Source organism: Pedobacter sp. AC190 (assembly GCF_979258025.1).
This window is the reverse complement of the sequence record NZ_OZ409824.1, coordinates 2,821,797-2,834,578: the sequence shown is the minus strand read 5'-3', so window position 1 is coordinate 2,834,578 and position 12,782 is coordinate 2,821,797. Positions and strand designations below refer to the sequence as shown.

The window sequence follows — 12,782 nt, the reverse complement described above, 5'->3', positions numbered from 1 at the left end:
TATGCTACCAAAATCACTATCCATTGGCATTGTAGATGACCATACGCTTTTCCGTTCGGGTTTAGCTAATTTATTATCCGAATTTGAAGAAATAAATGTAGTTTTTCAAGCTACAAACGGCATCGATATGCAGAAACACGTAAAGCTAAATCCAGATGTTCAACTTATTTTAATGGATATTAATATGCCTTTAATGGATGGTTATGCAGCAACAAAGTATGTCAAAAAAGAACATCCCACAGTTAATGTTTTAGCATTAAGCATGTTTGAAGATGAAAAAGCCATCATTGGCATGCTCAAAGCAGGAGCTGGTGGTTATATGCTCAAAGAATCTACCCCTTCCGATTTAGTTACCGCGATCAGAACCACCATTGAGAAAGGTTTTTTTATAAACGATATGGTATCGGGCAGGTTGTTGTTTTCATTAAAACAAGATGATCCAAAACCCCTAATAACAGAAAAAGAACTTACGTTTTTGCAATACTGTAGTACCGAACTTACCTACAGAGAAATTGCAGATTTAATGAATATCAGCCCAAGAACCGTGGATAATTATCGTGAATCGTTATTCGCCAAGCTTAACATTAAAACCAGAACAGGCCTTGTTGTATATGGAATTAAGCATAATTTAATAAAAATCTAACCTCCAGATAAATCAAAAGATTTGTTAAAAAATTTGTTAAACTAAATAATTAGTTTTAACTTTAATATCAGGGACGCACTGCGTCTATTCCTATAATCAAAAGTAAAATGGATATTAAAGATTTAACCAAAGCCGAAGAACAAATAATGCAGGTTTTATGGCAACTGGAAAAAGCATTCGTAAAAGAGGTAATTGACGAGTTGCCTCTTCCAAAACCAGCTTACAATACTGTATCAACTATTATCAGAATTCTTGAAACGAAAGGATTTATTGGCCATGAAGCATTCGGTAAAGCACATCAATATCATCCCCTAATTAGTAAGGAAGAATATAAGCGCCATGCAACAGAAAAGCTATTGGGCAATTACTTCGAAAATTCGGTAGAAAGCATGTTCTCATTTTTTGTAAAAGAAGAGAAACTAGACTTAAGCGATGTGGATGAAATTTTAAAAATGATTAATAAAATTAAACACAGACCAAGATGAGTTTCGCCCATTACCTTCTGCAGGTAAACTTATATCTGATTGTTTTTTATGGTTTTTATAAATTGCTTTTAGATAAGGAGACCTACTTCACGTTAAACCGTATTTATTTGGTAAGTGCTGGCTTTTTATCGCTTGTAATTCCATTTATTAGGTTAGAGTGGCTTACTGAACAAAAAGCTGCACAACAAGTTTATACCACCGTTAAATGGGATGCTGTTTTGCAACAAGCCACAATTGTTACCGAAGCACAGGAAGGATTTAAATGGGGAAACTTAATCGTTTATATTTATTGCGCTGGGATTTTGTTTTTTCTGGGTAGATTAATTTATAATCTGCTCGCGGTAAACAAACTAATTAGAATGGCAAAAGATGGGTCTGCCTTTTCGTTTTTCAATAAAAAGGTTATAGACTTAGAATTGCCGCAGCGCGATGTAATCGATATACATGAAGAAGCGCACATTAAACAATGGCATACTTTAGATATTCTGTTTTTTGAAGTAATTGGAATTATTACCTGGCTTAACCCAATTATCTATTTATACAAAAAAGCAATTAAAAATATTCACGAATTTTTGGCCGATGAGCATGCTGCAGATTTTCAAGGTGATAAAGCAGAGTATGCTTTATTAATTCTAAGCAAATCTTTTGGTATTAGTCCGAACGCTTTAACTAGTAATTTCTTCGAGAAGTCTTTAATTAAGAAGAGAATTTATATGCTGCACAAAGAGCGCTCAAAAAAAGCAGCTGTAATAAAATATGGCATTTCGATTCCGCTCTTTGCAATCTTTATTGTATTCTCTTCGGCAACCATTCGGAAAAATAAAAAACTGTTAGTTTTTTCTGAGCAGATTCCTTTAGAAAAGCCAATAGCTTTGGTTGAAGAAATGGTTACCAAACCTATGGAATTTACTGAGGCGAAAGATTCGGTTTTAGTTCAAAATGTATCTATTGAACCAAACTGGAAAGATTTCTACAAATTTTTAGGTAAAAATATATTGTACCCTAAAGATGCACAAGAAAATTCATTGCAGGGAAATGCAGTAATAAAATTTACTTTAAAAAATGGTAAAGTAAGTGATTTAAGCACCAACGAAGATTTAGGCCGCGGTTGCGATGAAGAGGTAATGAAATCCATTTTATCTTATAAAGGATTTAAAGAAGTTGAAAACGGAAAATACTTATTAAACGTTGCTTTCAGGCTTTCTGGAGCAGATTCGGAAATTAAAAATGAATTTTCAGCAAACCCAAGAGGCTATAAAAAATTATCTCAACTTACGGTAACTGGCTTCGCTCCTACATCAGCAATATCAGATGAACATGAAAAAGTTTATGATTTTGTAAGCATTGAAAAAGTTCCTGACTTTCCTGGAGGAATGAAAAAGTTTTATGAATATCTTGGAAAAAGCATAAAATACCCAGTAACTGCGCAGAATAACAATGTTCAAGGGAAAATATTTTTAAGTTTTACGGTTGAAAAAGATGGACAACTTAATGATGTTCAGGTTATTCGTGGATTGGGCAGCGGTTTAGATGAAGAAGCTTTAAGAGTGATTAAAGGCAGCCCAAAATGGAACCCAGGCATCCAAAATGGAGATCCTGTTAGAGTTAAGTACCATATTGCGGTTAATTTTACCCTAGATAATGCTGAAACGAAATTGAGCACTACAAGCACTGCCCAAACATCTATATCAACATTATCCAGTAACAATAAAATCTCTCTCTCTGGTATTAAAAACTTTAACAGCGCTACAAGTCCTTTAGTTGTTTTAGATGGCGTAACTCAAGATCAGGATGCTTTAAAATTTATCAAACCAGAAACTATAGAATCCATATCCATTCTAAAAGATGGAAATGCTACTGCTTTATATGGAAATAAAGGATTGAATGGAGTTATTTTAATAACATCTAAAACGGTAAAGAATTCTGCTTTTAGAAAGCTTAATGATGCGGAACTTACCGTTGACAAATCGAATAATCAATTTACAAGACCAAGATTTTAAATAATTTATTATGAAAAAACTATTGATTTTATCTGCATTTTTAGTTTGCACACTTGCTAATGTTTATGCTCAAAGTGATAGTTCGGCTAATAAATTATTTAAAATAAATGCAGCTAAGAAAAACCCAATCTACACGATTGATGGAATAAGACAAGGCTTTTTTACCGATTTGAATAAAAGCAGTTTAAAAGTAGAAAATATTGAAGCTGTTAAAGTTTTAAAAAGTGATGACGCCATTAAACTATATGGAGTTGAAGCCACAGGTGGTGCGGTTTTAATTACAACCAAGACGGGAAAAAACAATACAAGTAATTTAGATCTGGAGCAGAAACTTAAATCTCTGAATTTAGAAAAAAGTATAAGTACTTTCAGGAATACTAGTTTGACGCCAAGAATTAAAATCGAAACAGATTCTATAAAATCCTACAGCCAATCGCCCATAATTTTTCGAGGACTAAACCATTCTATTGACACTTCTAATGAACCTGTTTATGTGTTAAACGGTGATAAAGTTGAAAAAGCCTCTATTAACCTTTTAAATCCTAACACCATTGCGTCAGTCACGATTTTAAAGAAGGGTGATGAAATGAAACTTTATGGCTCACAAGCTCTGAACGGAGTCATTATTATAACCACTAAGCCTGTACCTAAATTATCAGAAAAAGCTACAGATAAGAACTAAATAGTAGTTTTTATTAATTTAAAATTTATTAACGTTTATTAATCTCTGATTCAAAAATGAAGAGAGAGGGATTCTATTTGCCTATTTTTTTTAACATGAACCAATAATATTTTAAAATTTAAAACGAAAAACAATGAAAAAATTAATCATTTTACCAGCGTTAGCCATCATGATGATGTTAACCAACATGGAGAGCAAAGCTCAAAAAGTTTATGACTTTGTAAGTGTAGACAAAGTTCCAGATTATCCTGGAGGGATGAAAAGCTTTTATGAATATTTAGGAAAAAGCATAAAATTTCCTGAAGCTGCAAAAAAGAACAAAACCCAAGGAAAAGTATTTTTATCTTTTATTGTAGAGCAAACTGGCAAATTAACAGATGTTGAAGTAGTTAAAGGTTTAACCAAAGAAACCAACGATGAGGCTGTAAGGGTTCTAAAAGAATCGCCAAAATGGAATGCAGGAACAATTAAAGGAAAACCAGTAAGGGTGAAATATAACATTGCGGTAAATTTCACTCAGGTTTAAAAAAGAAACCTTCAGAAAACACAAAGCCCCGACAAATTGCCGGGGTTTTATGTTTTCTCTCCTGTCTCGGAACAATAAATTTATAAAATCTTTAATGTATATGCAAATTTTACAGAATAATATTTTCAAATATGCAAAAAATAATATGCATACATAGGAAAAATACAAATTTTGCAAATTATAATTTGTTTTTAAAGGTTTCGATTTCTCCAGTTATACTTCCGAATATCTTCTGAAAATTACCAATTATCTTTGAAACGAAATAAAAGTGTTATTTATTGCCTCTTTTATTAAATGTAAAAGATTCACTTATTATGGATGATAACTAATTATACCATAAATAAAAAAGCCCCAAACTAGGTTTGAGGCTCAAGATTCCAAATTTCTTTGGAATGCACAGTATATCTTAAATTGTTTCTTCAGAAATGAATTTTGCAGAAGCAAAATCACGATTCATACGAGCAATGTTTTCTAAAGAAATTCCTTTAGGGCATTCAGCCTCGCAAGCGCCAGTATTTGTACAGTTACCAAAACCTTCTGCATCCATTTGCGCTACCATGCTTTGTACACGACGATAACGCTCTGGCTGGCCTTGAGGCAATAACGCCAATTGCGATATCTTAGCTGATACGAAAAGCATTGCTGATGCATTTTTACAAGTAGCAACACAAGCACCACAACCAATACAAGCTGCTGCTTCGAAAGCTGCATCTGCCTGAATTTTAGGGATAGGAAGGTTGTTCGCATCTTGAGCGTTACCTGTATTTACCGAAATAAAGCCTCCAGCTGCAATAACTCTATCAAATGCAGATCTATCTACCGTTAAATCTTTAACTACTGGAAATGCAGCCGCTCTCCATGGTTCAACAACAATGGTATCACCATCTTTGAAAGAACGCATGTGCAACTGACAAGTCGTAACTAAATCTTTCGGACCGTGAGGACGACCATTGATAAACATTGAACACATACCGCAGATACCCTCGCGGCAGTCGTGATCAAATACAACAGGTTCATCGCCTTTGTTAATCAGATCTTCGTTTAACACATCGAACATCTCCAAGAAAGACATATCTGGTGAAATATCAGATAATTTATAATCAACCAAAGCACCTTTGGTATTGTTATTTTTTTGACGCCAAACTTTTAGCGTTAAGTTCATATTTCCTGTACTCATTATATTGAGATTTAAGAATCAAGTATTAAGTATCAGGTATCAAGATTAATTAATTCAAGTCTTGATACCTGATACTAGTTACTTAATACTATTTATAACTTCTTTGTGCTACTTTAATATTTTCAAACTTCAATTCTTCTTTATGAAGTTCGAAGTTTACACCTTCTTTAAATTCCCAGGCTGCAACGTATGCATAGTTTTCATCATCACGCAATGCTTCACCTTCTTCAGTTTGATATTCTTCACGGAAGTGACCGCCACAACTTTCGTTACGGTTTAAAGCATCGATACACATTAACTCGCCCAGTTCAATAAAATCGGCCACACGACCCGCTTTCTCTAATTCAGTGTTCAATTCATCAGCCGAACCAGGTACACGAACATTACTCCAGAACTCTGTACGCAAAGCTCTGATTTCTGCGATTGCTTCGTTCAAACCTTTTTCGTTACGAGCCATACCGCATTTCTCCCACATGATGTGGCCTAAACGTTTGTGAAAATGATCTACAGATTTTGTTCCTTTAATATTGATTAAAGTATTCAAGATACCTTTAGCTTTTTCTTCGGCCTCTACAAATGCAGGATGATCTGTTGAAATTGCTTTTACAGATATTTCTTTAGATAAATAAGCACCAATAGTGTAAGGAAGAACGAAATAACCATCGGCCAACCCTTGCATTAAAGCAGATGCACCTAAACGGTTAGCACCATGGTCGGAGAAGTTAGCCTCGCCAGTACAGTATAAACCTTCCACGCTGGTCATCAAGTTATAATCAACCCAAAGTCCGCCCATTGTATAGTGAACTGCTGGGTAAATACGCATTGGCGTTTCGTAAGGATTTTCACCTGTAATCTGTGCGTACATATCGAACAGGTTACCATATTTTTCCTTAATTACATCGGTACCCAAACGCATACAAGTTTCTTTATCAGGATTATGAATACCTGCTTTAGAAGCTTCTATTTTACCGTAACGTTCTGTATTTGCTTTAAAATCTAAGTATACTGCTAGTTTAGAAGCACCTACGCCATAACCCGCATCGCAACGTTCTTTGGCTGCTCTCGAAGCCACATCACGAGGAACAAGGTTACCGAAAGCAGGATAACGGCGCTCTAAATAATAATCTCTTTCATCTTCAGGAATTTCTGAAGCTTTACGGTTATCATCTTTCTTTTTCGGAACCCAGATACGTCCATCGTTACGTAACGACTCAGACATCAGGGTTAACTTAGATTGGTGATCGCCAGAAACAGGAATACAGGTTGGGTGAATTTGAGTGTAGCAAGGATTGGCAAAATAAGCACCCTGTTTGTGTGCTTTCCAAGCTGCAGTTACGTTACTACCCATTGCATTAGTAGAAAGATAAAATACGTTTCCGTAACCACCTGTTCCTAAAACAACCGCATGACCGAAGTGACGCTCAATTTCACCTGTAATTAAGTTACGAGCAATGATACCACGTGCTTTACCATCGATTTTTACAACCTCAAGCATTTCATGACGGGTAAACATCTCTACTTTACCCATACCAATCTGGCGTTCTAAAGCAGAATATGCACCTAATAATAACTGCTGACCAGTTTGACCCGCAGCGTAAAAAGTACGTTGAACTTGTGTACCACCGAAAGAACGGTTATCTAACAAGCCACCGTATTCGCGGGCCAAAGGAACACCTTGGGCCACACATTGATCTATAATGTTAGCACTTACCTCAGCTAAGCGATGCACGTTGGCCTCGCGAGCACGGTAATCACCACCTTTAATTGTATCATAGAATAAACGATAAGTGCTATCGCCATCATTTTGATAGTTTTTTGCTGCATTGATACCACCTTGAGCAGCGATTGAGTGCGCTCTACGTGGAGAATCCTGGAAACAAAAACATTTTACTTTGTAACCCATTTCGGCTAAAGTAGCTGCTGCCGAAGCGCCTGCTAAACCTGATCCTACAATAATTACTTCAATAGTTCTTTTGTTCGATGGATTAACCAAAGGCACAGAAGACTTATATTTTGTCCATTTGGTTGTTAATTCTCCTTCTGGAATATTTGAATTAATATCTGACATATCTCTTTTGTGCTAAAAATTATTGAATTAAACCGAAATGAACTGCAATCGGCATTGCTGCAAACAGGATTGAAATGATAATCGAATACCAAATACCTGCACCTTTAATTATACCGTTGTACTTAGAATGGTTCCATCCCATTGTTTGGAAAGCTGAAGCAAAACCGTGCAACAAGTGATAGCATAATGAGATCATTGCCAAGATGTAAACTGCAACACGTACAGGATCTTGAAATTTTTCTCTCATTACTGCATATAAATCTTCGTGGCCATTAGCATCAACCGTCGGAATCCCCGTAAAACGAGAAACTACCCAAAAATCTTTAAGGTGAACCACAAGAAAAATCAGCAATAAAGTTCCTAATAAGCCCATTGAGCGGCTATACCATTTACTGTTTGCCTTACCATCGTTAACTGCGTATTTAACTGGTCTAGCTTTTTGATTTTGCAAGGTTAATCTTAACGCTTGAAAAATATGCGCTAACAAACCGATGAACAAAACAATTTCACCCGCTCTGATGATCCAGTTGGTAGCCATAAAATGCGCACCAACATTAAAGGTTAAACCACCATCGTTGATAAAAATTAAAGCGTTGATACCGCAGTGTACTATTAAAAAGGATATCAGGAACAAACCTGTAATACCCATAATGAATTTCTTTCCTATTGATGAAGAAAGAGCATTTCCAAAACCACTCATTTGATTAAGATTTATATCTAATTTCTTGCAAAAGTATTTAATTATGAGTTTAATTTATAAACGATTATGACAAAACAGCGATAAATCATTTATTTAGAAACATTCTAAAGCTTAATCGAAATAAATTGAAAGGATTTGCTGATGATTTGAGGTATTATTCAAGTGATCCATTGCTTAGCTTATCGAGAAGCAAAAAAATTAAGCAAAAAAAAAAGTCCCGATTTGCATCAGGACTTTTTACGATTTATGTGTTCGAGTTTTCTTAAGCTACTTTTACATTTACCGCGTTTAAGCCTTTTCTTCCTTCTTCTACGTCGTAGGTTACAGAATCATTCTCGCGAATGTTATCGATTAGGCCTGAAGCATGAACAAAAATTTCGGCATCGCCATTAGATGGAGTGATAAATCCGAAACCTTTAGTTTCATTAAAAAATTTTACTGTTCCTTGTTGCATTATATTGTATTTTAATTTGTTTCAAAGGTAGCGTTAAATACCTATAAATCAATTTTTTATTTTTATAACTTAAATTATTATTAAATATATTGATTGATTGGCTGTTAAGCCCTATTTAGAGGAACGATTTAAACCATCGGTACTCGAAGTATCTCCAGGTTTTATTAATAAAGCTCTCTCAAAACAGCCTTTTGCTTCAGCTTTTCTACCTGAAAAGAGTAACGACCAGCCTAACATGTGGTTCCCATCATAATCGAAAGGATATAATCCCACAACTTTTGCGAAGTATTTTGCAGCAGATGCATATTGCTTCTTGTTATAGACAATTACACCTGCCCAGTAATTTGCCTGCGTATTTTGAGGATCGATTCTAAGGATATTATTATACTGTTCGGTTACCCGATCCCAGCTACTCAAAAGAGAAAGTGGTTTTATTAATCCGAATTTAGCTTCAACTGAGTTAGGCCGAATATTTACAGCACGAGTATAATAGTTTTGTGATGCGCTGTAGTTTTTAGCGAGGTAATACAGCCATGCAATCCTTAAATTGATTTCGTAATTACCTTCAGCATAGAACGGCATAATATCATTAATGGCTTCCGAATAATTTTTCTTACTTTCTTCAGTGTAAGAATTTTGAAAAGCCTTTTGCAATGCCGCATTAGTTTGAGCCTTAACCTCGAACAGAGAAAAGCTCAAAACTGCAAAAATCACATATCGCTTTAAAAATTCCATTTAATGCCTCCGTTAACTGAGTGTTGTAAATAGTTAAATTTAAATATATTATCCGATTTACGCTCAAATGTATAATTCAAACCTAAAAGTAGGTGCTGTTTTAACAAAAAATAACAATTTACAGCGGTCTTAAATTTAGTTTTATCGAAACCATTGTAAATATACACGGCATCGTCTTCAGCATAATTATATTGATTACCCAAAGTAACTTCGCCTTCAAACCATAAATTATGAATGGGCTTTATCCCAATTAATTGTTGGAAAACTGGATTGTTTTCACTTAGCACACTAACGATAGAAAATCGGCTTGCACTATAAAAACCCAAATTACCAGTTATATATTTTGTAAACTTCAAATTGTATTGTCTTGTTTTTTCATCGCCAATTTGGGATAAAATAAAATCGCCTTGCAAATCGCTTTTACTATCAGCAAATCTTATTCCCAGTAAACCAACATTATTTTGATAAACCAATTGTCTTAAATTGGAACGCATATAATGGTATGCTCCGATGAAATTAATTTTACGGAATGGGGTATAATTCAATTTAGCGTAGTAGCCTGGCTGTTCAATATTATCATTACGAATGGGTTGATTGTAATAAGAAAACGAAGTAGTTAAACTTAGTTTATAGCCTAATCTCATATCTACAAATGCTCTTGAATATGAAGAATTTCCTCTCTCGTAAATGTTTGTAAATTTTATTCCACTCTCAGCGCCTAGAGCAATTAATTTAAAGGGTTTTAAATTTTCCCCTTCTACAATATTGCTATCTAAATATTTTAATAAATAACCCGCATCTTCAGGCCTGTTGAGGTAAATGTTGCACAAATAAGAATAGTACAATGCGATTTGATTTTGTTTATCGTTAATCAGAACCTTATCATATTGATGTAATGCCTCGCTGTAATTACCTCTAACAAATGATGCGTAAGCAATTCTCAATCTCAAATAGGGAAAATCCTCGCCGCTATTAATAGCTTCTTTACCAAAACGACCTAACTGTTGCCATTCTGCAGCATTATACAGTGCCAGAGAAATACTATCTGTTTTTTCGGTGATGGTTTGTGCCCAACTTGTCGTTATAAAAACAAATAAAATCACAAAGGTTAACTTAAATCTGTTTCCCATTTTAATTTTATTGATTTGTTTTTGTAACAGAAATCGGCTTCGATAATTCCCTTATTACCAACTAAAAATTCGGCTTCCAAATAACTGGTTCTTTTTCCGAAAGTGAAATTAGTAGCCTTTGCTTTAACAACCAATCCATCGCCTTTTAATTGAAACGAATTGGTATAAATACGTTTTGTAAAATTGTAAAATGGCGCAACCAAATCCTGAAACCATAAATTCGGTTTGAACTTTTCTGAATCTATTGCATAAATATCGTCTGCTGAATGTGCAGAATAATTAATTTTATAAGCTGATTGATGGAAAAGGAACAACATCGATCTTTTATCGCCATAAAACCTGGTAAAATAAAATACATTGGCATTATTGATAAAGTAAGCCGTAGCAGCATTTTCGTGGCAATAGAAATAATTGAAATTAAAATTATCGGTAAAAACTTCCCAGGTTTCTTTATTGCCTTTATTATCGGTTATTCTTGTAATATATCCTGGCTGAAAGTTAAATGCAAGTTTTAAATAAGGATTAACATCTGGACTTTGAACCGTATCATTTTCAGCGGGGATTTCGAAACTTTTCAATTCACCCGATTCTTGACTGACAAAATAAGCTATTGGATAAGCCAAAGTTTTAGAACCAATATAAGGTGTAGATTGAACCTGAAAATGTAAATGTGGTTCTGGAGAACGACCAGAATTACCACATAAGGCAATGATATCACCTTTCAACACATAGTCTCCTGGTTTAACTTTTGCTGTATTTTTTTTCAGATGAGAGACCTTTGTGTACAAATTATCTTCGTGTTTAATAACTATTGTATTGCCCCAATTTTGATTTAGATTAACCTGCCCAATCGCATTATCATCAATATGGGTAACAACTTCCTGAACAAGTCCATCAGCTGCTGCTAAAACAGGTTTGTTGTAGCAATAATAATCTTCTGGTTTATTCCCAGGAAATTCATAGGTTCTATGATCCAAATCTTTTAGCACAAAATCCAAAGCCTGATTCCAATTTCCTTTATGGGTAATATCGCCGTTATAACCTTGCGAAACTGTCCAGGCCCCCATAAATGGTAAGCTTATATTAAAATACCTAAAATCTTTTAATCTTTCTTGTCCGTTTAAAAATTGATATAGATTGGTTTCGGGAGAATAATTCTGTAAGGCGGTTAATTGCAATTTCCTAGGGTTTTTCCTCAACATAAAAAAGTAAAGTAAACCAACAGTTGCTAAACAAAATGGCATCGAAAAAACAGGCAAATTGTAAACGCTTAAGATCCTGGATAAACCATTTAAAATCAAAAATATAAATGGAATTGTTGCAACAGCCCATAAATAAGAACGCCATGATGGAATGAGAAAAAAACCGCCTATAGCACAACTTACCATCATAAAGTTTGCACCTAAATGGTAATTACTAATTCCTTCGGGATAAGTACCTGTTAAATGATTAATAACGCAGGCCGTGATAAAGCCGATAACGAGCAGGCTAAATCCGATTCGGGAATGAATAAAAAAACCGATACTAATGAGCAGGCCAGCCAGAATGCTATTTTGAAATAAAACCGCACTAACCGAGCGGAAAAACAGCGCAAGGTATGCAGGCATATTTACACCATCAAAAAAATTGAAGAGCTTTGCAAAATGACTGGCTGCACCAGTTTCTAACTCGAAAATTAATGAACTACTTTTCTGCATCAACCCCATTCCCGAATAGCCATTTGCAGCGGTTAAAACAACCCAAAAAGTAATTATAAAAGGAATTGAAAGCGTTGGCAAGGCATACTTCGCTAAAAATGCGGTGAGATTAACGCTTAATACAACACAAAGCAAACAAGCAGCCGCCAACCAAAGCCAGTATGCATAACCAAAATTAAAAAAGGTACCAAAACCAACACCAACCAAAAGTGAATTAAAACTGTATAATCCTGATTTGATATCTTCTTTATTAAAGCCTAAAACACAAACTAAAATCAATGAGCCAACAACACAAACAAGCCCAGAAAGGCCAGCATTAATATTAAATAAGGAAACTAAAAGCAATATTGCGCCTAATATCTTATTCTGAGAAAAGAATAAAATTGCGTAGCTATTCAAAGCTGCATTAAGGTAATATTGAATTTGTTTTTTCAATCTGATTATTAATTATTTTACTAAAAACCATATTTAGAGTTTTTAGCTTG

12 protein-coding genes are annotated in these 12,782 nt (G+C 34.6%); 5 read left to right on the top strand and 7 right to left on the bottom strand.

The annotated features are described in order from the left end of the window. Position 1 precedes the first annotated feature (1 nt). The 5 genes from ACZZZI_RS12425 (at position 2) to ACZZZI_RS12405 (ending at position 4,336) form a co-directional block, all read left to right on the top strand. On the top strand, positions 2 to 643 hold the full coding sequence (locus ACZZZI_RS12425; protein ID WP_316755791.1) for a response regulator transcription factor: 642 nt from the start codon (positions 2 to 4) through the stop codon (positions 641 to 643). Positions 644 to 750: 107 nt separating this feature from the next. Next, complete coding sequence (locus tag ACZZZI_RS12420) at positions 751 to 1,128, top strand: BlaI/MecI/CopY family transcriptional regulator (protein WP_316755789.1); 378 nt, start codon at positions 751 to 753, stop codon at positions 1,126 to 1,128. Then, entirely contained in the window at positions 1,125 to 3,128 is a 2,004-nt protein-coding gene (locus tag ACZZZI_RS12415) for a TonB family protein (RefSeq protein ID WP_463489589.1), read from the top strand. The genes ACZZZI_RS12420 and ACZZZI_RS12415 overlap by 4 nt, the downstream gene beginning before the upstream one ends. 10 nt (positions 3,129 to 3,138) lie before the next feature. Further along, positions 3,139 to 3,810: a TonB-dependent receptor plug domain-containing protein gene (locus ACZZZI_RS12410; RefSeq protein WP_463489588.1), complete on the top strand. Its 672-nt coding sequence runs from the start codon at positions 3,139 to 3,141 to the stop codon at positions 3,808 to 3,810. Positions 3,811 to 3,943: 133 nt separating this feature from the next. Then, complete coding sequence (locus ACZZZI_RS12405; RefSeq protein WP_344766620.1) at positions 3,944 to 4,336, top strand: energy transducer TonB; 393 nt, start codon at positions 3,944 to 3,946, stop codon at positions 4,334 to 4,336. Between the two features lie 406 nt (positions 4,337 to 4,742). Here the strand turns inward: ACZZZI_RS12405 and ACZZZI_RS12400 are convergent, their stop codons facing one another. The 7 genes from ACZZZI_RS12400 to ACZZZI_RS12370 form a co-directional block, all read right to left on the bottom strand. Next, positions 4,743 to 5,513 (bottom strand): succinate dehydrogenase/fumarate reductase iron-sulfur subunit, encoded by a 771-nt coding sequence (locus ACZZZI_RS12400; protein ID WP_316755779.1) that lies wholly within the window; start codon positions 5,511 to 5,513, stop codon positions 4,743 to 4,745. An 88-nt stretch (positions 5,514 to 5,601) separates the two neighbouring features. Next, on the bottom strand, positions 5,602 to 7,581 hold the full coding sequence (locus tag ACZZZI_RS12395; RefSeq protein ID WP_316755777.1) for a fumarate reductase/succinate dehydrogenase flavoprotein subunit: 1,980 nt from the start codon (positions 7,579 to 7,581) through the stop codon (positions 5,602 to 5,604). Positions 7,582 to 7,600: 19 nt separating this feature from the next. Continuing rightward, complete coding sequence (locus tag ACZZZI_RS12390) at positions 7,601 to 8,281, bottom strand: succinate dehydrogenase cytochrome b subunit (RefSeq protein ID WP_316755775.1); 681 nt, start codon at positions 8,279 to 8,281, stop codon at positions 7,601 to 7,603. Positions 8,282 to 8,543: 262 nt separating this feature from the next. Beyond that, positions 8,544 to 8,735, bottom strand: coding sequence for a cold-shock protein (locus ACZZZI_RS12385; RefSeq protein ID WP_121952386.1), 192 nt, complete (start codon positions 8,733 to 8,735; stop codon positions 8,544 to 8,546). Between the two features lie 111 nt (positions 8,736 to 8,846). Further along, entirely contained in the window at positions 8,847 to 9,470 is a 624-nt protein-coding gene (locus ACZZZI_RS12380; RefSeq protein ID WP_463489587.1) for a tetratricopeptide repeat protein, read from the bottom strand. Beyond that, the gene (locus ACZZZI_RS12375; protein ID WP_463489586.1) at positions 9,458 to 10,600 is read right to left on the bottom strand and encodes a hypothetical protein; all 1,143 of its coding nucleotides are present in this window, start codon (positions 10,598 to 10,600) and stop codon (positions 9,458 to 9,460) included. Before ACZZZI_RS12375 ends, ACZZZI_RS12380 begins: the two co-directional genes overlap by 13 nt. Further along, complete coding sequence (locus ACZZZI_RS12370; RefSeq protein ID WP_463489585.1) at positions 10,579 to 12,732, bottom strand: urea transporter; 2,154 nt, start codon at positions 12,730 to 12,732, stop codon at positions 10,579 to 10,581. Before ACZZZI_RS12370 ends, ACZZZI_RS12375 begins: the two co-directional genes overlap by 22 nt. Between the last annotated feature and the right edge of the window lie 50 nt (positions 12,733 to 12,782).